This is a genomic window from Streptococcus sp. 29887, from assembly GCF_032595075.1.
Lineage (GTDB): Bacteria > Bacillota > Bacilli > Lactobacillales > Streptococcaceae > Streptococcus > Streptococcus iners.
The window spans coordinates 1,169,346-1,191,354 of record NZ_CP118735.1; the positions used below are offsets into that span (position 1 = coordinate 1,169,346).

The 22,009-nt window shown below is 40.9% G+C and carries 23 protein-coding genes; 21 read left to right on the plus strand and 2 right to left on the minus strand.

Annotated elements, in window-relative coordinates:
- Nucleotides 1-189 precede the first annotated feature (189 nt).
- Both PW252_RS05785 and PW252_RS05790 read left to right on the plus strand, forming a co-directional pair.
- Nucleotides 190-4,128 (plus strand): MucBP domain-containing protein, encoded by a 3,939-nt coding sequence (locus tag PW252_RS05785; protein ID WP_248051579.1) that lies wholly within the window; start codon nt 190-192, stop codon nt 4,126-4,128.
- 23 nt (nt 4,129-4,151) lie between these two features.
- Nucleotides 4,152-5,540 carry a glycosyltransferase gene (locus PW252_RS05790; RefSeq protein ID WP_248051580.1) on the plus strand — a complete coding sequence of 463 codons (1,389 nt, stop codon included), beginning with the start codon at nt 4,152-4,154 and terminating at the stop codon, nt 5,538-5,540.
- Nucleotides 5,541-5,586: 46 nt separating this feature from the next.
- Here the strand turns inward: PW252_RS05790 and PW252_RS05795 are convergent, their stop codons facing one another.
- Nucleotides 5,587-6,843, minus strand: a complete 1,257-nt coding sequence (locus PW252_RS05795) for an ISL3 family transposase (RefSeq protein WP_316716633.1) — start codon at nt 6,841-6,843, stop codon at nt 5,587-5,589.
- A gap of 245 nt (nt 6,844-7,088) precedes the next feature.
- Between PW252_RS05795 and PW252_RS05800 the strand changes: the two genes are divergently transcribed.
- The 10 genes from PW252_RS05800 (at nt 7,089) to PW252_RS11320 (ending at nt 14,461) form a co-directional block, all read left to right on the plus strand.
- Nucleotides 7,089-7,367 carry a hypothetical protein gene (locus PW252_RS05800; RefSeq protein ID WP_172073537.1) on the plus strand — a complete coding sequence of 93 codons (279 nt, stop codon included), beginning with the start codon at nt 7,089-7,091 and terminating at the stop codon, nt 7,365-7,367.
- Nucleotides 7,368-7,379: 12 nt separating this feature from the next.
- The gene (locus tag PW252_RS05805) at nt 7,380-7,682 is read left to right on the plus strand and encodes a hypothetical protein (protein WP_248050110.1); all 303 of its coding nucleotides are present in this window, start codon (nt 7,380-7,382) and stop codon (nt 7,680-7,682) included.
- Nucleotides 7,683-7,734: 52 nt separating this feature from the next.
- Nucleotides 7,735-8,574: a thymidylate synthase gene (locus tag PW252_RS05810; protein ID WP_248050108.1), complete on the plus strand. Its 840-nt coding sequence runs from the start codon at nt 7,735-7,737 to the stop codon at nt 8,572-8,574.
- 284 nt (nt 8,575-8,858) lie between these two features.
- On the plus strand, nt 8,859-9,371 hold the full coding sequence (locus tag PW252_RS05815; RefSeq protein ID WP_248050106.1) for a dihydrofolate reductase: 513 nt from the start codon (nt 8,859-8,861) through the stop codon (nt 9,369-9,371).
- A gap of 197 nt (nt 9,372-9,568) precedes the next feature.
- Nucleotides 9,569-10,795 (plus strand): ATP-dependent Clp protease ATP-binding subunit ClpX, encoded by a 1,227-nt coding sequence (gene clpX, locus PW252_RS05820; RefSeq protein ID WP_248050103.1) that lies wholly within the window; start codon nt 9,569-9,571, stop codon nt 10,793-10,795.
- 61 nt (nt 10,796-10,856) lie between these two features.
- Nucleotides 10,857-11,444, plus strand: a complete 588-nt coding sequence (yihA, locus tag PW252_RS05825; RefSeq protein ID WP_100881361.1) for a ribosome biogenesis GTP-binding protein YihA/YsxC — start codon at nt 10,857-10,859, stop codon at nt 11,442-11,444.
- Between the two features lie 9 nt (nt 11,445-11,453).
- Nucleotides 11,454-11,867 carry a nucleoside-diphosphate kinase gene (ndk, locus tag PW252_RS05830; protein ID WP_100881362.1) on the plus strand — a complete coding sequence of 138 codons (414 nt, stop codon included), beginning with the start codon at nt 11,454-11,456 and terminating at the stop codon, nt 11,865-11,867.
- A gap of 94 nt (nt 11,868-11,961) precedes the next feature.
- Nucleotides 11,962-13,794 (plus strand): translation elongation factor 4, encoded by a 1,833-nt coding sequence (lepA, locus tag PW252_RS05835; protein ID WP_105117046.1) that lies wholly within the window; start codon nt 11,962-11,964, stop codon nt 13,792-13,794.
- Nucleotides 13,795-13,847: 53 nt separating this feature from the next.
- Nucleotides 13,848-14,132, plus strand: coding sequence for a hypothetical protein (locus PW252_RS05840; protein ID WP_105124579.1), 285 nt, complete (start codon nt 13,848-13,850; stop codon nt 14,130-14,132).
- Nucleotides 14,133-14,317: 185 nt separating this feature from the next.
- Nucleotides 14,318-14,461, plus strand: a complete 144-nt coding sequence (locus PW252_RS11320; RefSeq protein ID WP_330847369.1) for an IS3 family transposase — start codon at nt 14,318-14,320, stop codon at nt 14,459-14,461.
- Between the two features lie 87 nt (nt 14,462-14,548).
- Here the strand turns inward: PW252_RS11320 and PW252_RS05845 are convergent, their stop codons facing one another.
- A complete protein-coding gene (locus PW252_RS05845; protein WP_024413156.1) occupies nt 14,549-14,731 on the minus strand; it encodes a 4-oxalocrotonate tautomerase in 183 nt (60 codons plus the stop codon).
- Nucleotides 14,732-14,853: 122 nt separating this feature from the next.
- On the opposite strand from PW252_RS05845, the gene PW252_RS05850 reads away from it, so the two are divergent.
- The 9 genes from PW252_RS05850 (at nt 14,854) to PW252_RS05890 (ending at nt 21,973) form a co-directional block, all read left to right on the plus strand.
- Nucleotides 14,854-15,078 carry a hypothetical protein gene (locus tag PW252_RS05850; protein ID WP_248050101.1) on the plus strand — a complete coding sequence of 75 codons (225 nt, stop codon included), beginning with the start codon at nt 14,854-14,856 and terminating at the stop codon, nt 15,076-15,078.
- 98 nt (nt 15,079-15,176) lie between these two features.
- Nucleotides 15,177-15,752 carry a thymidine kinase gene (locus PW252_RS05855; protein WP_248050099.1) on the plus strand — a complete coding sequence of 192 codons (576 nt, stop codon included), beginning with the start codon at nt 15,177-15,179 and terminating at the stop codon, nt 15,750-15,752.
- A 428-nt stretch (nt 15,753-16,180) separates the two neighbouring features.
- On the plus strand, nt 16,181-17,260 hold the full coding sequence (prfA, locus tag PW252_RS05860) for a peptide chain release factor 1 (protein WP_029998270.1): 1,080 nt from the start codon (nt 16,181-16,183) through the stop codon (nt 17,258-17,260).
- Nucleotides 17,260-18,093 (plus strand): peptide chain release factor N(5)-glutamine methyltransferase, encoded by an 834-nt coding sequence (gene prmC / locus PW252_RS05865; protein WP_248050097.1) that lies wholly within the window; start codon nt 17,260-17,262, stop codon nt 18,091-18,093. Before prfA ends, prmC begins: the two co-directional genes overlap by 1 nt.
- Entirely contained in the window at nt 18,080-18,688 is a 609-nt protein-coding gene (locus PW252_RS05870) for an L-threonylcarbamoyladenylate synthase (protein ID WP_248050095.1), read from the plus strand. The genes prmC and PW252_RS05870 overlap by 14 nt, the downstream gene beginning before the upstream one ends.
- Nucleotides 18,685-19,116 carry a GNAT family N-acetyltransferase gene (locus tag PW252_RS05875; RefSeq protein ID WP_248050092.1) on the plus strand — a complete coding sequence of 144 codons (432 nt, stop codon included), beginning with the start codon at nt 18,685-18,687 and terminating at the stop codon, nt 19,114-19,116. The genes PW252_RS05870 and PW252_RS05875 overlap by 4 nt, the downstream gene beginning before the upstream one ends.
- Before the next feature lie 23 nt (nt 19,117-19,139).
- Complete coding sequence (glyA, locus tag PW252_RS05880; protein ID WP_248050089.1) at nt 19,140-20,399, plus strand: serine hydroxymethyltransferase; 1,260 nt, start codon at nt 19,140-19,142, stop codon at nt 20,397-20,399.
- The gene (locus PW252_RS05885; protein WP_172081037.1) at nt 20,399-21,373 is read left to right on the plus strand and encodes a nucleoid-associated protein; all 975 of its coding nucleotides are present in this window, start codon (nt 20,399-20,401) and stop codon (nt 21,371-21,373) included. The genes glyA and PW252_RS05885 overlap by 1 nt, the downstream gene beginning before the upstream one ends.
- Entirely contained in the window at nt 21,374-21,973 is a 600-nt protein-coding gene (locus PW252_RS05890) for a lysozyme family protein (RefSeq protein ID WP_105117040.1), read from the plus strand.
- The last annotated feature ends 36 nt before the right edge of the window (nt 21,974-22,009 follow it).

Consider the following 22,009-nt stretch of genomic DNA (forward strand, 5'->3'; position numbering starts at 1 on the left):
TCGTTTCCAGAACAATAATATCGAACTTATCGGTTTGAAAATACAGTGATACTATCAAGAACATACAGATATAGAGGATAGGTTTTTTTTAATAGATTATTCTAATATTATTTGTATATATTATTATTAAGTGATATAATGGCGATGTAAACGGTATCAGTATTTCAAACCTTAATAGGAGGAAGAATCATGGAAAAGAAACATAGGTACGGTTTTCGTAAACACAAGGCCGTCAAAGGTCTAGGTGTTGCTCTATTGGGTACAGTTGGTGTACTTGCTGGATCATCATTGATCTCTGCAAACGAAACCAGTATTTCTGAAGCGGTTCAAACCAATCGTACAGTAGATGCCACGATTAGCCGAGTGGATTACAATGATTTAACAGCAGAACAAAAAGCGCGAATTAAATCAGGAAAGATTGATGAACAAGTTTCTTGGATCAATCCTGATACAGGAAACTTTGAATGGATCACAGGTTTTGTTGCTGTATATAAACATTCTGGTAGTTGCCAAGTTGTTCCTGTAGATCCAGAGCCGGAACAACCGCTTATTCCAACTTCACCATCCTTAGTTCCTAATCTTCCTAGCCCTAATACTCCGACACCTAGTCCACAAATCCCAAGTGTTCCAATCACACCACAAGTTGAGCCACAAATCCCAAGTGTTCCAAATACACCACAAGTTGAGCCACAAATCCCAAGTGTTCCAAATACACCACAAGTTGAGCCACAAGTTCCGAGTGTTCCAAACACACCACAAGTTGAGCCACAAGTTCCGAGTGTTCCAATCACACCACAAGTTGAGCCACAAGTTCCGAGTGTTCCAATCACACCTCAAGTTGAAACCCAAGTTCCAGTTCCTCCAAAGGTAACGGTCACACCAAAACCTCAAACACCGTCAACTGTTGCGCAAACAGTATCGAAGATAACTGGAATTCCTGCAAAATCTGTTCAGTCTATTTTGCCAAAGACAGGTTCTGTAGGCTCGAAAACTATTGCCATTGCTGGATTAGGATTGTTAACATTAGGCGGATACTTATTGTTTAAGAACCGTAAAACAGGTAAACATGTTGCGATTGCACTATTAGTTGCAGGAGGTGTAGGAGTTTCTAGTCCGGTTCTTGCCAATTCAACTACCTTCCTTGACTTGGTTGAAAATGTAACCCTTCAACTTAATTCTCGCTTCACTTATAAACCAGCAACAGATACTTGTTGGGAATATGTTGGATACTACCCAGAAATCGCATCTGTACCTGCAGAAACACCTACAAGTCCAAATACTCTAACCTCAGCAGATTTGAAAGCTGAGTCACAGGAGAACAAAGGGAAGGTAACAGTTTACTATGTTGACGAAAACGGAAACACAATAGCTGATTCCAAAGAGCTAGTAAATTCAGTTGTTTCCACCACTTATCGTACTAAAGTGACAATCAATGGTGTAGAGAAAGTCATAGAAAACACTGTACCTACTGAGGTTGACTATGATACTACTGCACTTAAAGTCGATATTATTTTGTTTAATGATGAAACCTACGAGTTTGTGACTGTTCAAGGTAGTGAAACAGGCAAAGTAGTGGCAGGTGAAACAGAAGTTACCTATGTTTACCGTAAAGTAACTCAACCTGTCGTAACTCGTGAAGAGCTTGATCCAATCCAAGAAATTGGGAAGGTAACAGTTCATTATGTTGATGAGGCTGGCAATAAACTTGCAGATTCGAAAGAATTGGTAAATGCTGTTCTTTCTACAACCTTCCGTACCAAGGTAACCACTGATGGTGTCGAAGAAATTGTAGAAAATAAGGTAGTCAGTGATGCAACTTACAATGCGGTAGCAGTAAAGGCAGCTGTTTTGGAGTTCAATGGTGAAACCTATGAGTTTGTGTCAGTTGAAGGAAATGAAACTGGTAAAGTCGTTGCTGGAGAAACAAATGTAACCTATGTTTACCGTAAAGTGGCTCAACCTGTTGTAACGCGTGAAGAGCTTGATCCAATCCAAGAAACTGGTAAGGTAACAGTTCATTATGTCGATGAGGCTGGCAATAAGCTTGCAGATTCGAAAGAATTGGTAAATGCCATCATTTCAACAACCTTCCGTACCAAGGTAACCACTGACGGTGTTGAAGAAATTAAAGAAAATACAGTAGCTAGCGATGCTACGTACAACGCAGCCTCAGTTAAGGCAACTAGCTTGGAATACAATGGTGAAACCTATGAATATGTGGCTGTTCAAGGTACCGAAACAGGCAAAGTTGTGGCAGGTGAAACGGTGGTTACCTATGTTTACCGCAAAGTGAGTCAACCTGTTGTAACCCGTAAAGAACTCGAGCCCCTTCTTGAAACTGGTACAGTAAATGTACACTTTTCTGATGAGGAAGGTAAGGTTCTGGCACCATCAAAAGTTCTAGTAAACACGATTGTAAGCTTCACTGAACGGACCGAAACAATTACTGATGGAATCTCAAATATTGAAGAAACCAAGCGTGAAACCAATGCAAGCTACGATGCAAGCAATCTAAGACCAGATCGTATCGAGTTTGAAGGTGCATTATACGAATATACTTCTGTCAATGGAGCGGTATCTGGTAAGGTCTTACCGGGTGAAAACCATGTAACGTACATCTATCGCAAAGTACCGAATACGACTGTAGTAACAACACGAGAAATCAAGGGTAAAGTTATTACTCGCTATATCGATGAAGTGACAGGTCAAGAAATTCTTCCTGAAACCATTGTAAAAGAAGGGGTTATTGCCCTTGAGAAGACGACGGTAACTAAGGATGCCTTGGGCAATACTGTAGACACCCAAATTTCGAGTACTCCTGCTAGCTTTGACTACAGTACTGAAGCAGATAAGATTGTCAAAGAGGTAGAGATTGCTAAGAAGCGGACTGTTGCAACACATTGGATTAACCCTGACCCTGAGAACATGCAAACTGGCCTTGTTGAAAATAATGCAGCTCAAGGTTTATTAGATAGTGTGACTAGCCGTGTTCGTATCTATTCTCCAAGCAATCCAGGGGATCCTGACAATATTGCTGAAACACTGGATCACGTTCGCAAGGAAGGATTTGATGAATCTTCTCAAAATATTGAAGAAATTGGAAGAGGTAATAATACTACCATATATGGTACGAGGGATTATACAGATTATAGATATTCCTATACAAGACCATCTAGAGCTATCGTACCTGAAGCTGAATATGAATTCAGTCGTGTGGTTGGAGAAGAAGTGGGATCTAGTAATCAAGAAGTACAGACCATCACCTATTATTACAGGCCAAAAGTTGTAGAAGTTAAACCAATTATCCAAAAAATTGAACCAGAAGTACTACCAGTAGAATCCGTCAAACCTGCCAATACCGTAGAAGAGAGCAAGCGAGAGATTACTGGTAAAGTCATAACACGCTATGTAGATGAAAGTACTGGTCAAGAAATTTTGACAGGTTCAACTGTTGCTGAAGGGGTTGTAGCAATCGAAACAACCACCACAACCAAGGACTACAAAGGCAATGTAATAGATACACAGGTGACTACAGAGTCTACGAATCTTCAATACGATACTACTGCTGATAAGGTTTTAAACAATGCACGGATAGCCACTATGAGGGTTGCGCCACTAGAAGCTCTTAACACCCTGACAGGCCTAACAAGTCCGATTGAAAACGGAAAAGCAACAGTTGCGGCAGAAACCTTAGATGTGTATATTCCGCTGACCGGTTCTCAGTTGGATGGTAAATTCCTAAGCGACCGCTATGCAAGTGAGAGAGGCTTTGATAGTTCAACTGCTCAACTAGTTGAATCCGAAGCTGTCACAATGGATTTAAGCTCAACTGCGCAAAAAGCCCTTCTTATCCCTAACATAGTGACCCAAGAAGGTGTTGTTACTCCTGAGCTAGAGATTGCTAATGGTCAAGTCTATTATGTCCAGCACTATGTTTATACCAAACCAGTTGATCTTGAAGAAAACCCTGTACCGTATGAATTCACCAGGGTTGATACAGCTGAAACTGGTACAGTTGCGGAAGGCGTAACTGTAGTAACTTACTATTACAAACGAGTTAGTCTCTCTGTAGCTCCGCGGTCAAATTCGATAAATATCTACTTTTCACATACAACCGTGAAAGCTTAGAATATCCAAAAGGGAGAACACATGTGACACTATATACCTTGAGAAGTTGGATGTCGGACAAAACGTTTGGCTATGAAACCACACAAGTTTTTCGACAAAACGTATTAAATGACTTGGGTATTGCCAACTACCTTTTGCTCGGAACTCCTTATTCAACACCATTTTGGAAGGAACAGCTTCAAGCACAAGGCTATAAACTGGATCATGTCATTATCTTACCTCACCTTTATTCGGATATTGACACTTGCCTGCGCACCTATCAATTAGATGACTTTGAAGCTGATTTAACAAAAAAGCACATCATATGGAAGGATAAGCAAATTTTCTCTCCAACGACAGCTATGTACACAACTGACGAGGGTTACTTTGACCTGAACTTAACAGCTGAAGGAAATATTTTATCCATCATCGAACGGAGTAAAAATTTAGAATTAAAAGCAGTAACTTCAGTTTTTGAAAAGCCGTTTTTTACCAATTTTTCGGATGACAGCTTCTGTTATTATGATAGAAATGGCAATATTGTCCTACAAGGGAGAATTGAAGATAAGGAGTGTTACTATTTTTACCAAGGTCAAAAATGGACCATGATCGATCTATTTGTGAACTTTCTGTCAGACAGAATAGTTCCTGATCAAGATATAGTCTTAAATGACCAGTTTATTAGCCAGACGCTAGAAACATTTTGTCAAGATCAAGGCATTACCTATCGCTTTATCCTTCATTACAACCATTACTTTTCACAAAAAAATGTCGAAGACTACAATGTTAAACTTGGGAAAGAAATTTTTGTTGCAAGTCCCTACATTATTGAGCCACTGGCTAAAGATGGCATTCAAGCAGAGTTCCTGCCTCCAATTGCCATTCAAGTAGCTCAGCAGCCGCCTAGAGGCTTGAAGAGCAATAAGCTACTTCTGGTTGGTAATATTTATGATCACAAACGAGTGGCTATGGCAATCCAGGCTATGAGAGAAGTTCCTGACTTAGAGCTTCATATTTATGGAGGTCGGGTTGAAGCAATTCAAGCATTAAAAGAACAGCACACGATTCCAGACAACGTGATTTTCAAAGGCTTTGTCCCTAGTAGTCAAATACCACGGTCAGAATATTGTGCTTATCTATCCTGTTCTCTTAGTGAAATGTTTGCTAACGCAATGGTAGAATGTCTTGGACTTGGCTTGATACCTATACTTTCCAGGGTTGATTTTGGACATAATCAAGTTTTAGAAGAATTGGATATTTACCAACAATGTGGTTTTGATAGTGTTGAAGATCTTGTGAAAGTCTTGAAAAATCTAGCAAGTTTACCTATTGAAGACCGGCAGCAGTTATCAAACAAAATCTTACATTATTCACAAAAATTCAGTTATGCCGAAGCACAAAAGCAGTATAAGCTTGCTTTAGGTTATAACTAAATTGAAAAAAGCGGCTCTTTGTCAACTGTAGTGGGTAGATGAAAAGCTAACACCTAGAGAGGACGAAGTTCGTTCTCTCTTTCTTTATGTTCAAAGCAATCAAAATACGTTTTTTAAAATTTTCAAAGTTCCTGAAACCAAAGGCATTTCTTTTAATGACTTTGATGAGATTGTTGGTAGCTTCCAGTTTGGCGTTCGAATAAGGCAATTCCATGGCGTTTAAAACCTTTTCTTTATCCTTTAGAAATGTCTTAAATACCGTCTGGAAAATAGGATTAACATTGGCTATTTCCTGTTCGATAAGGTCAAAGAAATGATCTGAGTTTTTCTCTTGGAAATGGAACAAGAGAAGCTGATAGAGTTCATAGTGCTGTCGTAGTTCCTCTGAAAAAGACAGTAGTTTTTCTAGGATTTCCTTGTTAGTCAAGTGCATGCGAAACATAGGGCGATAAAATCGTTTATCGCTGAGTTTACGGCTATCTTGTTGTATCAATTTCCAGTAGCGTTTCAAGGACCGGTATTCCTGCGATTTTCTGTCGAATTGATTCATAATTAGAATACGAACGCGGTTCATAGCACGGCTAAGGTGCTGCACAATGTGAAAGCGGTCCAGAACAATCTTGGTGTTTGGAAATAGCTGTCTAGCCAATTTGTAGTAAGGACTAAACATATCCATGGTAATGACTTTGACTTGATTTCTAACCTTTCTAGGATAGCGTAGAAAGTGGTTTCGGATGGTTGCTTGTGTTCTTCCGTCTAGAATAGTTATGACATTTAGGGAGTTGAAATCTTGAGCGATAAAGCTCATTTTCCCCTTTTTGAAGGCATACTCATCCCAGCTCATCACCTCAGGTAAGGTATTCCAATCTGTTTCAAACTTGAACTCATTAAGCTTTCTCATAACTGATGAGGTTGAGATAGATAGCCTGTGTGCAATATGTGTCATTGCTTGATTTTCGATGAGTAATTGAGCAATCTTCTGGTTAACAGCGACGGAGATTTGGTGGTTCTTCTTGACAAGAGGAGTTTCAGCGACCGCTATTTTTCTGCAATCTTTACACTTGAAGCGACGCTTTCTAAGTCGGATAAGCAAGGGATAACCAGCAGTTTCTAGGTAGGGAATTTTGGAGGGTTTTTGGAAGTCGTATTTTGCCATTTGTCCCTTGCAGGAGGGACATTTAGGGGCTGTATAATCCAAATGACCATGAAGTTCTAAGTGAGTTCCCATATCATATTCATTAGAGATAGTGATATTTTTGTCTTTAATTCTGAGAAGATTTGTGATAAGATTTAGTTGTTCCATATGAGTCTTTCTAATGTGAGTTTGGTTGCTTTTCATTATAGGCCATATGGGACTTTTTTTCTACAATCAAAAAGACTCCATAATATCCATAGAGGATTTACCCACTACAGATATTATAGAGCCAAAAAAGCAGGGCATCCCCCTGCTTTTTCAATTCCGCTGTCACACTTTCTTTATATACATATATTGAAAGTTGGTTAATAAAAGGGTACAATAATAGTGAAAAGAGAAAGGAGTGTTGGTGTATGAAACAAGTAAACATATCTAAATTAATTGACTATCTAACTATAGTCGGGCTTTTGATTTTACTGTCTGCCTTTTTCCTTGATAATTGGATTCGTGACTGGTTTTTCCCATCGAGTTGGGGCAACGTAGCGACCATGATGATTTTGCCAATATTTGGGGCACTCATTCTCATGTTGTCGATTTACTATAAAAAATTGTGGACGGGTATCATCAGTATTCTATTGATCATTTCTTTCCCCTTGTTCTTTGGCTTGGGCTATGTTCTCTTCGGTCCATAGAAGGAGTTATTTATGAATATGACCCTATTAAGACGGCTAAATATTGTCCTCTATAGTATTGCTGCTTTTCTCGTAATCATGCTATTTTTACCAATAGGGCAATGGTTCAATCTTGTAAATGCGAATTTCAAACTAGCTTTTTTCATCATTCCCTTTTTCGGTCTAGCTAGCTTACCAACGGCTATTTATATGAAAAATATTCGTCAGATATTGTTGAGTATTGTCTTGGTTGCTTTGTATTTTATACTGTTTAGCCTAGTAACTGCCCTAGCTGGTTTATTCCAGCTCAACCTTTACCCCTTGCTCTATAAATGAGAACTCCAGTTCAAAACTGGAGTTTTTTGCTAGAATTTGCTATACTAAAACCATGACAAAAGCAGATAGTATTTTTAAAGAAAACATTCGTAAGATTATGGAAGAGGGCGTTTTTTCAGAAAATGCTCGCCCACGGTACAAGGATGGAAATATTGCCAATTCCAAGTACATTACAGGTGCCTTTGCAGAGTATGACTTGGCAAAGGGCGAGTTCCCTATTACTACATTAAGACCTATCCCAATCAAGTCAGCTATAAAAGAAATTCTCTGGATTTACCAAGACCAGACCAATGATTTATCTGTCTTGCAGGAAAAATACGGTGTCCAGTATTGGAATGACTGGGAAGTGGATGGAACTGGAACCATTGGCGAACGCTATGGGGCTATCGTGAAAAAGCATGACATCATTTCAAAAATCCTCAAACAGCTGGAGGAAAATCCTTGGAACCGTCGCAATGTGATTTCCCTCTGGGATTATGAAGCCTTTGACCAATCTGCAGGTCTCTTGCCATGTGCCTTTCAGACCATGTTTGATGTTCGACGAGTGGATGGGGGTATATATCTGGATGCAACCTTGACCCAGCGCTCAAATGATATGTTGGTAGCCCATCATATCAACGCTATGCAGTATGTAGCCCTTCAGATGATGATTGCCAAGCATTTTGGTTGGAAAGTTGGAAAATTTTTCTATTTTATCAACAACCTTCACATCTACGACAACCAGTTTGAACAGGCAGAGGAATTGCTCCGACGTACCCCGTCGGAAGTCGAACCGCGTTTAGTTCTCAACGTCCCAGATGGCACCAATTTCTTTGATATTAAGGCAGAAGATTTTGAGTTGGTGGACTACAATCCAGTTAAACCGCAACTTAAATTTGACTTGGCGATTTAACTGGATTAGCAGTGAAGAACTTCGTTCTTTTACCTCGCTTCTTTATTTTTAGGCTCGGGCTGAAACAGTCAATTCCCAGACTGTTTCACTCACTCAGACAGTTTGAACAACTTACATTCGATTTAGCAATTTAAGATGTGGGACAGCAATCAGTAGAGTTTCGTCTATCTACACTGTCTAAAATTGAGGGATTGGTTCTAGTTATAAAATTTGCGCTTGGCCTACTTGGTAAGTGCATTTTTTATGAATTTTTGATAGAATGATAGGACGGAAAGTGAGAGAAAATGACAAAAAAGATTGTGGCAATTTGGGCTCAAGATGAAAATGGTTTGATTGGAAAAGGGGATAAATTGCCCTGGTCTTTGCCAGCTGACCTAGAACATTTTAAAGAAACGACTACTGGTCATGCAATGGTGATGGGGCGTGTGACTTTTGATGGTATGGGAAAACGTGCTCTTCCAAATCGTCATTCCTTAGTACTGACAAGTGATGAAACCTATCAAGTTGAGAATGACCGAGTCACAGTCTTGCACAATGTAGAAGCTGTTCTAGACTGGTACCATCAACAAGAAGGAACTCTATTTGTAATTGGTGGTGGTCAAATTTTCACTGCTTTTGCACCCTACATCGAAGAATTGATTGTAACACATATTCACGGGCAATTTGACGGTGATATTTTCTTTCCAGAAGTTTTTCCAATGGAAGATTTCCAGTTACAAAGTGAACAATTTCGTCCAAAAGATGAAGCCAATCCAGTTGATTTCATCATTAAAAACTATAAAAGAAGAGAGAAATAGGCATGGAGAGAAGTTTATTCGGTTTGTTTACAGCATTTCTATGTGGAATCTGTGTTCTTTGTGCAATTCAAGCCTTTAAAAAGAAAAGATTTGGTTTAGCGATTTTGTTTCTATTGAACGCTTTTACCAATTTAGTCAATAGCATCCATGCTGTATATGGATTTTTGTTTAGATAAGAGATATGAAAGAGGAGATAAATGGCTGTTAAGCATAACCATGAGTTAATTTATTGCTCATTTTGCGGAAAAAATCAAGAAGAAGTAAAAAAAATTATCGCTGGAAACAATGTGTTCATCTGTAATGAATGTGTGGAGCTGGCTCAGGAAATTATTCGCGAAGAATTGGCAGAAGAAGTATTGACTGACCTGGCTGACACTCCAAAGCCACAGGAATTACTCAATATTTTAAACAATTATGTTATCGGACAGGACCGTGCTAAACGCGCCTTGGCAGTAGCAGTCTACAACCACTACAAGCGGATAAATTTCCAGGATAGCCGTGATGAGAATGATGTTGATCTGCAAAAATCAAACATCCTGATGATTGGTCCGACTGGTTCAGGAAAAACCTTCCTAGCTCAGACCTTGGCTAAAAGTTTGAATGTCCCGTTTGCTATTGCTGATGCGACCGCTCTTACTGAGGCGGGTTATGTTGGTGAAGACGTGGAAAATATCCTTCTTAAACTCTTGCAGGCGGCAGATTTTAACATTGACCGCGCAGAACGAGGGATTATCTATGTGGATGAAATTGATAAAATTGCCAAAAAAGGTGAAAATGTGTCCATTACCCGCGATGTTTCGGGTGAAGGTGTCCAACAGGCTCTCTTGAAAATCATTGAGGGAACAGTTGCCAGCGTGCCACCACAAGGCGGACGCAAGCATCCTAACCAAGAAATGATCCATGTGGATACAAAAAACATTCTATTCATCGTAGGTGGTGCTTTTGACGGGATTGAGGAAATTGTCAAGCAACGTCTAGGTGAGAAAATCATCGGTTTCGGTCAAAACAATCGTGCTATTGATGAAAAAGATTCTTACATGCAACACATCATTGCTGATGATATTCAAAAGTTTGGTATCATTCCAGAATTGATTGGTCGCTTGCCTGTATTTGCGGCTTTAGACCAGTTAACAACCGAGGACTTGGTGCGTATTTTGACGGAACCTAAGAATGCTCTGGTTAAACAATACCAAACCCTCTTGTCTTACGATGATGTAGAGTTGGATTTTGATGAGGATGCCTTGTTGGCCATTGCTGAGAAGGCGATTGAGCGGAAAACAGGAGCGCGTGGACTTCGTTCTATTATCGAAGAAACCATGTTGGATGTCATGTTTGAAGTTCCAAGTCAAGATGACGTCAAACGTGTTCGTGTTACAAAAGCAGCAGTAGATGGCAAGGAAAAACCATTGCTAGAAACTGCCTAAAAATGATCATTAGGGGTGATAAGCAACTGGCTTTCTCCCCCTTATTTATGAGAGGTAAAGAATGGAAATCAATACACACAATGCTGAAATTCTGCTTAGTGCAGTTTCAAAGGCCCAATACCCTGATGACGATATTCCTGAAATCGCCCTGGCTGGCCGATCAAATGTCGGAAAATCTTCCTTCATCAATACCTTGCTCGGAAGAAAAAATCTGGCCCGCACTTCAGGAAAACCAGGTAAGACCCAACAGTTAAACTTTTACAATATCGATGACAAAATTCGTTTCGTCGATGTGCCAGGCTATGGTTATGCCAAGGTTTCTAAGGCTGAGCGAGCAAAATGGGGCAAAATGATTGAAGAATACTTGACCAGTCGCGATAATTTGCGTGTGGTAGTTAGCTTGGTTGATATGCGCCATGAGCCATCGGCTGACGATGTCCAAATGTATGAGTTTTTAAAATACTATGAAATTCCAGTCATCATCGTTGCGACCAAGGCAGATAAAATTCCACGTGGTAAATGGAACAAGCATGAATCCATTATCAAAAAGAAATTGGATTTCGATAAAAATGACCAATTTGTCGTCTTTTCATCCGAAACCCGCCATGGTTATGACCAGGCTTGGGATGCTATCCTGAGTGAGATTTAGGAGGTTTTTATGGAACAAACATTTTTCATTATCAAACCTGACGCTATCAAACGTGGGCTGGTTGGGCAAATTCTCAGCAGAGTGGAACGTCGTGGATTTGTCATTCGTGACCTAAATATGATGACAGCGACGGAGGACTTGGTCGCTCAACATTATGAGCATTTAACAGACAAACCTTTCTTTCCGCTCTTGGTTGACTACATGACCAGCGGACCAGTCATTGCTGGGATTTTAGAAGGACCTGAAGTCGTCAAATCTTGGCGAGATATGATGGGGGCTACCAATCCAGTCAATGCCTTGCCTGGAACCATTCGAGGAGATTTCGCCACTGCACCAATTGATGGTATTGTGGCAAATGTTGTTCACGGATCTGACAGCATAGAAGCCGCTCACCGTGAAATCGCCTTATGGTTGGGGAAATAGCAGAGCAGACACCTAGTTTCTAGGTGTTTTTCTTATGGAAAATTATCACTAAATCTGATATAATGAGGAGTAATACTCTTGTAGAGGAAGAAACATGAATTTAGAAGAATTGAAAAAACGACAGGAGAAAATCCGTAATTTCTCCATTATTGCCCATATTGACCATGGAAAATCAACCTTGGCTGACCGCATTCTTGAAAAAACAGAAACAGTATCTAGCCGAGAAATGCAGGCCCAGTTGCTCGACAGTATGGACTTGGAGCGTGAGCGAGGGATTACCATCAAATTGAACGCTGTTCAGCTTAATTACAAGGCTAAAGATGGGGAAACCTACATTTTCCACTTGATTGACACGCCGGGACACGTGGACTTTACCTATGAAGTATCTCGTTCTCTTGCAGCTTGTGAAGGAGCAATCTTGGTGGTGGATGCAGCTCAAGGGATTGAAGCACAGACCTTGGCTAACGTTTATCTGGCCTTGGATAATGACTTGGAAATCCTACCAATCATCAACAAGATTGACCTGCCAGCAGCAGACCCAGAACGTGTCCGTCAGGAAATTGAAGATGTGATTGGTTTGGATGCCTCAGAAGCTGTACCAACATCGGCTAAGGCAGGTATTGGTATCGAGGAAATCTTGGAGCAAATCGTAGAGAAAGTTCCAGCACCGACTGGTGATGTCGCTGCACCGCTTCAAGCCTTGATTTTTGACTCGGTTTATGATCCTTACCGTGGCGTTATCTTGCAAGTTCGTATCGTCAATGGTGTGGTAAAACCTGGTGATACCATTCAGATGATGAGCAATGGTAAGACTTTCGATGTGACGGAAGTGGGGATTTTCACACCCAAAGCAATTGGTCGTGATTACTTGGCGACTGGTGATGTTGGTTACATTGCAGCCTCTATCAAGACAGTTGCAGATACCCGTGTCGGTGATACGGTGACCTTGGCTGAAAATCCTGCCAGTGAGCCACTAGCGGGCTACAAGCAGATGAACCCAATGGTCTTTGCCGGTATCTATCCGATTGATTCCAATAAGTATAATGACTTGCGTGAAGCTTTAGAAAAGCTCCAGCTTAACGATGCCAGCTTGCAGTTCGAACCTGAAACATCGCAAGCACTAGGATTTGGTTTCCGTTGTGGCTTCTTGGGGCTCTTGCACATGGATGTTATCCAAGAACGAATTGAGCGTGAGTTTAACATTGACCTGATCATGACAGCTCCGTCGGTAGTTTACCATGTAAATATGACAGACGGAGAAATGATTGATGTAGCCAACCCGTCAGAGTTCCCAGACCCAACCAAGATTGCCAATATTGAAGAACCTTACGTTAAAGCACAAATCATGGTACCACAGGAATATGTCGGTGCAGTTATGGAATTGGCTCAACGCAAGCGTGGTGACTTTGTAACCATGGATTATATCGATGATAATCGTGTCAATGTCATCTACCAAATTCCGCTGGCTGAGATTGTCTTTGATTTCTTTGACAAACTCAAGTCCTCAACTCGTGGCTACGCAAGCTTTGACTATGAGATTTCTGAATACCGTTCATCCAAGTTGGTGAAAATGGACATTCTCCTTAATGGTGACAAGGTCGATGCCCTCAGCTTTATCGTCCACAAGGAATTTGCCTATGAACGTGGGAAAATTATCGTGGATAAGCTCAAGAAAATTATCCCTCGTCAGCAGTTTGAAGTGCCAATCCAGGCAGCTATCGGTCAAAAAATCGTGGCTCGGAGCGACATCAAGGCTCTTCGCAAGAACGTTTTGGCCAAGTGTTATGGCGGTGACGTTTCCCGTAAACGCAAACTCTTAGAAAAACAAAAAGCCGGTAAAAAACGGATGAAAGCCATTGGATCCGTCGAAGTCCCTCAGGAAGCCTTCCTCAGCGTACTCAGCATGGATGAAGATGATAAGAAATAAAAAGGTCCAGTGTACCTTTTTATCATGAGCTTGCACTTAGGAGGTAGAAACTAATGAAAGCAGACGAGTTTTGGTGGATTTATGAGAAGTGTTTTCGTCGATATGAGGGCCCAGGATTTAGTATTCATCAAACTCCATTAGGTGGAGATTGCGGATATTTTATGAAGGGTGTTTACCAAGACGAAGGCGTATGGAAAGTTGATGAGACCATAGAACGTAGCAGTTATCCTCATACTAGTTCTTTTGATAGTGAGGAAGCGTGTTTTCTCTTTCTTTATCAAGAAGCTAAATCAAATTTGAGCTATGAATTGGCATTTGGACGGCTAAAGAAAAGATAAACTGTTTTGAGAAGGGAGCGCTCACTTCCAACCGACTGATTTTGGACGAGCTTCCTTTTTTGATTTGCAAAATCTTTCCACTCTTTTTAGTCTTCTGTTATTTGTCTATTCTATATAAAAAGTTTTCGAAAATGAACATTATTTTTATGCAAAAAACCTCTCGACTATCCTGATATACTCCCCTTATAGTGGACAGTGAAAAAACAAAAATTTTCACTAGAAACTATAAAGGGACCTTTGAGGAGTTGGTTTCAGATATTGATGGCTACATCTATTTTTACAATAATGAACATTTTCAAGAACACAACAATGGCCTTGCCCCTCTTTGAACGAGGGACAAGGCCATTGTTTAATCTTTTATTATTTCAATGTCCACTATAGGGAGAGTATATCACTGTGCAAGAGTGGGTTTCTGCTTATTTTCGTTTCATTTCGCCGTGTGGGAAGTAAGTTCCTTCTTTCATATCGTTGATAAAGACATGAATGGCTTCTTTTGGTGCATTGGTATTGCGTGATACCACCTCAGTTACTTCACGGGCAAGAGCGATTTTTTGTTCCTCTGTGCGTCCTTCAAACAAATCAATACGTACAAATGGCATATGGTTTCTCCTTTATTTTGCTAGTTTCAGTATAGCATAAATTTCACTTGCTTTCTATAAGCAAATAATTGACAACGCTTACATTTTGTGCTATTCTACACGTACATAGGAGGTGTTGGCTTATGAACTATGTTTATCGTATGATGATTTCATTCATGCTTGCCGGTCTGTTTTTGTATCTAGTGGCAACTGTTTTTGCCAAAAGTATATGGCAAGGCCCATTATTGATCACATTCTCCTTCTTCAGCTTAATCTATGGATGTGTCATGTTGTACAAGTGGAAACCAAAAGCTGCTAAAATTATTTTTGAGTGTGTCGGAAATTTCTTATCATTACCTTGGTTCTAATAACAAACAAGCTCAAATCGGGCTTGTTTTTCTATTTCCTAAATGGTCAATTTATGATAAAATGGAAAGAGTGAAATTTTAAGATTGGAAAGAGAAAAGTGGCTCAATTATACTATAAATATGGGACGATGAATTCTGGCAAAACCATTGAAATTCTTAAAGTTGCCCATAACTATGAAGAGCAGGGTAAGCCTGTCGTCATTATGACTTCTGCCTTGGATACCCGCGATGCCTTTGGTGTTGTTTCAAGTCGTATTGGTATGCGACGTGAAGCAGTAGCAATTGATGATGAGATGGACATCTTTGGTTTCATTCAGAAAATGGAACCTCGTCCTTACTGTGTTTTGATTGATGAAGCCCAATTCCTTCGTCGCCACCATGTCTATGACTTGGCACGAGTGGTAGATGAATTGGATGTTCCAGTTATGGCCTTTGGTCTAAAAAATGATTTCCGCAATGAGCTCTTTGAAGGCTCCAAACACTTGTTGCTGTTGGCCGATAAATTGGATGAGATTAAAACAATCTGCCAATATTGTTCCAAGAAAGCCACTATGGTTTTGCGAACGCAAGATGGTAAGCCAACCTATGAAGGCGCTCAAATTCAAATCGGTGGAAATGAAACCTACATCCCAGTTTGCCGCAAACATTATTTTTCGCCGGAAATTGAGATGTAGCGCAAGTAAACCATCTATCGAAAGAATGAACACATGCTAGAAACTGTGCCTATTCTAGCTGAGTCCTGTGACAATACGAACAGAACTGAATACGCCTACGACTCTGTGGAAATAGATAACTCTTCCTAGAAACCGAAGTTTCCACGTCAGAATTCCTAATTTCCTTTGAGTCGCTTAACGGCGTTAATATCTTAATGGAATTGAACACGCCCTACAAGCTAACTAGAAGTGTGTTCTTTCCAAATTTTTAGAAAGGAACTGAATTCGGGCTACGAACTGTGCCTATTTCATGACCTATATATTATAGAAAGGAATTGAACACGCCCTACAAGCTGTGTCAAAAAGATAATTTCTCCAAGTGTTTGTAACACTTGGTCAAAATTCCTATTTTGACTGTGCTTGTTTAACGGGCTTTGTATCTTAATCTTATGAACATCTACGATCAATTACAGGCGGTGGAAGACCGCTACGAGGAACTTGGTGAATTGTTGTCTGACCCTGATGTGGTCAGCGATACCAAGCGTTTTATGGAGTTGTCCAAAGAAGAAGCGGCGACTCGTGATACAGTAACAGCCTACCGTGAATACAAAGTGGTTCTTCAAAATATCATTGATGCCGAGGAAATGATCAAGGAATCTTCTGGTGACGCTGACTTGGAAGAAATGGCTAAGGAAGAGCTTAAACAAGCAAAAGCTGATAAAGAGGCTTACGAAGAAAAGTTGAAAATCCTTCTCTTGCCCAAAGACCCTAACGATGACAAAAACATCATCTTGGAAATCCGTGGTGCTGCAGGTGGAGATGAGGCTGCCCTTTTTGCTGGTGACCTTTTGACCATGTACCAAAAATATGCAGAAGGCCAAGGTTGGCGTTTTGAAGTCATGGAGGCTTCTTACAATGGTGTCGGTGGTATCAAGGAAGTGGTTGCCATGGTATCTGGCCAATCCGTTTATTCAAAACTCAAGTATGAGTCAGGAGCTCACCGTGTCCAACGTGTCCCTGTGACAGAAAGCCAAGGTCGGGTCCACACCTCAACAGCGACTGTCCTCATCATGCCAGAAGTCGAAGAAGTGGAGTATGACATCGATCCAAAAGACCTCCGTGTTGATATCTACCACGCGTCTGGTGCTGGTGGACAGAACGTCAACAAGGTTGCGACTGCCGTACGTATCGTTCACTTGCCAACCAACATCAAGGTGGAAATGCAGGAAGAACGGACCCAGCAGAAAAACCGTGAAAAAGCTATGAAGATTATCCGTGCCCGTGTAGCTGACCACTTTGCACAAATTGCCCAAGATGAGCAGGATGCAGAGCGTAAATCTACCATCGGTACTGGTGACCGTTCAGAGCGTATCCGTACTTACAACTTCCCACAAAACCGTGTGACAGACCACCGTATTGGCTTGACTTTGCAGAAGCTCGATACCATCTTGTCTGGTAAGATGGACGAAGTTGTTGATGCCCTTGTACTCTACGACCAAACACAAAAACTGGAAGAGCTTAATAAATAATGAATTACGCTCAATTATTTGCAGCATACGAAGAAGAATTAGTAGCAATAGGTGAAGAGGCAGAGTCCCTGTCCTTCACCTTTCGAGGCTTAAAAGGACTGAATTTTACGGAATTTCTCCTCTTGCTCCGACAGGAAGTTAGTACAGCTGACCAAGAGCTACTGAACCATATTTTTCAGCAACTTTCCCAACACCGACCTGCCCAGTACATTATCGGCAAGGCTGATTTTCATGGCTTAGAGTTTGCGGTGGATGAGCGAGTCTTGATTCCAAGACCTGAAACGGAAGAATTGGTCGATTTGATTTTGCAGGAAAATAGCAGAGCAGGTTTGCGTATCTTAGATATCGGTACAGGAAGCGGTGCCATAGCTATTTCCCTTGCAAAAGCTAGACCTGATTGGGAAGTGGTAGCAGTAGATATCTCAGAAGATGCCTTGGCAGTGGCTCAGGAAAATGCAAGAAGCAATCAGGTTTCTGTTCAATTCATACAGTCGGATGTCTTGCAAGCTGTGACAGGTCAATTTGATATCATTGTTTCCAATCCACCTTATATCTCACCAGACGACAAGGACGAAGTTGGAGCCAATGTTTTAACATCGGAACCACATTTAGCCCTGTTCGCAGAAGAAGATGGGCTGGCCATCTATCGACAAATTGCGGAGCAGGCAGGGACATTTTTGAAGGGAAATGGAAAACTCTACTTTGAAATTGGCTACAAGCAAGGGCAGGCTTTAACAGACTTACTGGCCCTGCATTTTCCCGAAAAGCGTGTTCGCGTTATAAAAGACCAATTCGGTCAGGATAGAAAGGTTGTGGCAGATGACATTGGATAAACTCCGAACAATCCTCGAAAGTGGTGGGGCTGTTGTTTTGCCGACTGAAACGGTCTATGGTCTCTTTGCGCAAGCCTTGAATGAAGATGCAGTCAATCGTGTCTATCAGTTGAAACAGCGTCCGAGAGATAAGGCCATGAACTTAAATGTATCAAACCTGAACGATATTTATTTTTTCAGTCAAAATCCACCCTATTTTCTGGAAAAACTGTATAATAGATTCATGCCAGGCCCCCTAACAATTATCCTAAAAGCGAACAAAAATGTTCCTTTTTGGGTTAATTCTGGACTGGATACTGTTGGATTTCGTCTTCCCAATCACGAACAAACCTTACGTTTGATTTCAGAGACTGGCCCACTCATTGGACCGTCCGCCAATTTTTCAGGAAACGAAAGTGGCAAGAAGTTTTCGGACATCCAGGCACAATTTTCAGTTGATTTGCCTGGCATTGAGGATGACCAAGCTCTGACAGGCATTGATTCAACGATTTTGGACCTTTCTGGACAGAAAGCGCGGATTTTGCGCCAAGGTGCTATCAGTCGCGAAGAGATTCAGAAAGCCATTCCCGAAATAGAATTTGAGGTAGTTTCATGATTCGTCCCATTGAGAAAGGTGACTTGGTAGTCATCCGAGAAATCAATGCTCAATCCTTAGGGTATGATTGTTCATTGGAACAAACTGAGCGACAGTTTTTAAGATGCACGAGCACATTGGGGCATATCTTGTTGGTCTATATAGATGACATAAGTGGCGCAGTGCAAAGTTACATTCACGCACAAGTCTATGAAAGTCTCTATTCGGATACAGGCCTCAATATTCTCGGACTAGCTGTTTTGCCTATTCATCAAGGACAAGGAATTGGAGCAAGTCTGCTGAAAGCCGTTGAGCAAATTGCACAGAAAGAGGGCTACCATTTTATTCGCCTCAATTCTGCTGAAAGTCGTCTCCAAGCCCATCTTTTCTACGAAAAGAATGGCTATCACTCCGATAAAATGCAGAAGCGTTTTATCAAGCACATTTAGCCCAATACAAAGGAGTACCGTAAATGATTTTTGACAAAGTAGACTACAAAGAATTTGATACAGAAGTTTGGGAGGCTATTAAAGCAGAAGAAGCACGTCAGCAAAACAATATCGAATTGATTGCGTCTGAAAACGTTGTTTCTAAAGCTGTTATGGCAGCTCAAGGTTCTATTTTGACCAATAAATACGCAGAAGGTTACCCAGGTCGTCGCTACTATGGCGGTACAGAGTGCGTTGACGTCATCGAAAGTCTTGCTATTGAACGTGCAAAAGAAATCTTCGGTGCTCAATATGCTAACGTTCAGCCACACTCAGGTAGCCAAGCCAACTGCGCGGCTTACATGGCCTTAATCGAGCCAGGTGACACTGTCATGGGTATGGACCTGTCAGCCGGTGGTCACTTAACCCACGGTGCTGCAGTAAGCTTCTCAGGACAAACCTATAACTTTGTGGCTTACAACGTTGACGAAGAAACTGGTTTGCTTGACTATGATGCTATTTTAGAGCAGGCAAAAGAAGTGCAGCCTAAACTGATTGTAGCAGGTGCTTCAGCCTATGCCCGTACCATTGATTTTGCAAAATTCCGTGAAATCGCAGACGCAGTTGGTGCTAAATTGATGGTGGATATGGCCCATATCGCTGGTCTTGTAGCAGCTGGCCTCCATCCAAACCCAGTTCCTCATGCTCATATCACAACGACTACAACCCACAAAACCCTCCGTGGACCTCGTGGTGGTTTGATTTTGACCAACGATGAAGCGCTCATTAAGAAAATTAACTCAGCCATCTTCCCTGGTATCCAAGGTGGTCCGCTTGAGCATGTTATCGCTGCGAAAGCTGTGTCCTTCAAAGAAGTCTTAGACCCAGCCTTTAAAGATTACGCTCAGAAAATTATTGATAACAGCAAGGCAATGGCAGAAGTCTTCCTTGCCAACCCTAATTTCAAGGTCATCACAGGTGGAACAGATAACCATCTCTTCTTGGTTGATGTGACCAAAGTCGTTGAAAACGGAAAGGTTGCTCAACATCTCCTAGATGAAGTAAATATCACCCTAAATAAAAACTCAATCCCTTACGAAAAACTCTCACCATTTAAGACCAGCGGTATCCGTATCGGTTCTGCAGCCATTACTGCCCGTGGTTTTGGAGTAGAAGAAGCTCGCAAGGTTGCTGAGTTAACAATCAAAGCACTTGAAAATGCTGAAAACGAAGCAGTTCTTGAAGAAGTTCGTCAAGAAGTCCGTGCTTTGACAGAACAATTCCCACTTTACGAAGGTTTATAATGGATATATTTGTAAAAAAAGCGATTATACATCAATTTAGTCCTGATGACACAGAGCTGGTCCTTGCCGACCAGCTTTTGACTGTCAGTCCCAAAATTGAAGAATACTTGCGCAAGAAAATCGAGCGTGTGTTTTCTGATGAAGCCAAAACCGGACAGTTTGAGCCAGATAGTCCTTTTCTTGATTACTTAAAAGAGGATTTACTGACCAATTCTGTCAAGATTGCTGGCCTCTGGAAAGAAGAATTTTCCATTTCAGAAAATCTCAAGACCAATGATTTAATCTTCATTGAGTTTGAGAGAAATGGTGTGGAGCATTTCGCCTTTCTAAGAATTGCCCTGCGTGAAAACCTGGCCCACGTTGGTTCAGAAAGTGATAGCCCGCTAAAAATCACTCAAAACAATCTACCAGGAGCAGGTTCTACGCCAGATGAAGCCTTAATCATCAATCTACAGACACGTAAGTATTATTTGATTGAAAAGAGGATTAAGCACAACGGTGCCTTTCTTCATTACTTTTCAGATAATCTCTTGCAGGTCACGCCAGCCATTTCTGCCAAGAAATCCATCAAAGCAGTTGAACAGACCGCACAAAAGATTGCGGACAATTTTCACCAAGGAGATTTCCAATTTCAGTCCAAGGTCAAGTCTGCTATTTTCAACAATTTAGAAGAAGATAATGAACTTTCTCCTGAAAAATTGGCAGATCAGCTTTTTGATAACAATTTGACTGCTCGTTTGAATTTTGTTGATCAATTAAAAGAAGTCATTCCAGATAAGATTTCCTTCGATGAGATTGACAACAGTCGTCAACTGAAAAAGTTTGAGAACCAGAAACTTTCGCTCTCAAATGGCATTGAGTTGATTGTTCCAAATGCCGTCTATCAAGATGCTGAATCTGTAGAGTTTATCCAAAATGATAATGGAACTTATTCCATTCTAATCAAAAATATCGAAGACATAAAGAGCAAATAAATGAAAAAACTAATAAGAGCGATTAGCCTTATCGCCCTTGCTTTTCTACTAGTAAAAACCTTCCAGACCTATCAGGATGTCAAGCAAGTAATGACCTATCAGGCTATGGTTCAAGAAGTTCTAGCAGAGAACGATACCAGGGCCAATGAAGAACTTGTCTTGGCAATGATTTACACAGAAACCAAGGGGAGAGAAGCAGATGTTATGCAGTCCAGTGAATCTGCAACAGGCTATACAAATACCATTACAGATAGTAAGGAAAGTATCCGCCAAGGAATAGTCTATTTATCAGAAAATTTACGCTTAGCAGAGGAAAAAGGAGTTGAGGTCTGGACTGCTGTCCAAGCCTACAATTTCGGACCTGCTTATATTGATTTTGTGGCTGAAAACGGCGGCGAGCATACCCTAGCTCTAGCTGAAGAGTATTCAAAAACAGTAGTAGCTCCTAGTCTTGGAAATACAAGTGGAGAAACCTATACCTATTATCATCCAATTGCCCTCCTCCACGGTGGCAAACTCTATGTAAATGGTGGAAATATTTACTACGCCAGACAGGTTCGTTTTAATATGCACCTGATGCGTTTGATGAACATCTTTTAACAATCGAGAAAATTTCTTGGTTGTTTTTATTTTCCT

Bases quoted from the DNA above. Each gene is read 5' to 3' on its own strand.
- PW252_RS05785 (WP_248051579.1), top strand. From the start codon at position 190: ATGGAAAAGAAACATAGGTACGGTTTTCGTAAACACAAGGCCGTCAAA.
- PW252_RS05795 (WP_316716633.1), bottom strand. From the start codon at position 6,843: ATGGAACAACTAAATCTTATCACAAATCTTCTCAGAATTAAAGACAAA.
- PW252_RS05800 (WP_172073537.1), top strand. From the start codon at position 7,089: ATGAAACAAGTAAACATATCTAAATTAATTGACTATCTAACTATAGTC.
- PW252_RS05805 (WP_248050110.1), top strand. From the start codon at position 7,380: ATGAATATGACCCTATTAAGACGGCTAAATATTGTCCTCTATAGTATT.
- PW252_RS05810 (WP_248050108.1), top strand. From the start codon at position 7,735: ATGACAAAAGCAGATAGTATTTTTAAAGAAAACATTCGTAAGATTATG.
- PW252_RS05815 (WP_248050106.1), top strand. From the start codon at position 8,859: ATGACAAAAAAGATTGTGGCAATTTGGGCTCAAGATGAAAATGGTTTG.
- clpX (WP_248050103.1), top strand. From the start codon at position 9,569: ATGGCTGTTAAGCATAACCATGAGTTAATTTATTGCTCATTTTGCGGA.
- yihA (WP_100881361.1), top strand. From the start codon at position 10,857: ATGGAAATCAATACACACAATGCTGAAATTCTGCTTAGTGCAGTTTCA.
- ndk (WP_100881362.1), top strand. From the start codon at position 11,454: ATGGAACAAACATTTTTCATTATCAAACCTGACGCTATCAAACGTGGG.
- lepA (WP_105117046.1), top strand. From the start codon at position 11,962: ATGAATTTAGAAGAATTGAAAAAACGACAGGAGAAAATCCGTAATTTC.
- PW252_RS05840 (WP_105124579.1), top strand. From the start codon at position 13,848: ATGAAAGCAGACGAGTTTTGGTGGATTTATGAGAAGTGTTTTCGTCGA.
- PW252_RS05845 (WP_024413156.1), bottom strand. From the start codon at position 14,731: ATGCCATTTGTACGTATTGATTTGTTTGAAGGACGCACAGAGGAACAA.
- PW252_RS05850 (WP_248050101.1), top strand. From the start codon at position 14,854: ATGAACTATGTTTATCGTATGATGATTTCATTCATGCTTGCCGGTCTG.
- prfA (WP_029998270.1), top strand. From the start codon at position 16,181: ATGAACATCTACGATCAATTACAGGCGGTGGAAGACCGCTACGAGGAA.
- prmC (WP_248050097.1), top strand. From the start codon at position 17,260: ATGAATTACGCTCAATTATTTGCAGCATACGAAGAAGAATTAGTAGCA.
- PW252_RS05870 (WP_248050095.1), top strand. From the start codon at position 18,080: ATGACATTGGATAAACTCCGAACAATCCTCGAAAGTGGTGGGGCTGTT.
- PW252_RS05875 (WP_248050092.1), top strand. From the start codon at position 18,685: ATGATTCGTCCCATTGAGAAAGGTGACTTGGTAGTCATCCGAGAAATC.
- glyA (WP_248050089.1), top strand. From the start codon at position 19,140: ATGATTTTTGACAAAGTAGACTACAAAGAATTTGATACAGAAGTTTGG.
- PW252_RS05885 (WP_172081037.1), top strand. From the start codon at position 20,399: ATGGATATATTTGTAAAAAAAGCGATTATACATCAATTTAGTCCTGAT.
- PW252_RS05890 (WP_105117040.1), top strand. From the start codon at position 21,374: ATGAAAAAACTAATAAGAGCGATTAGCCTTATCGCCCTTGCTTTTCTA.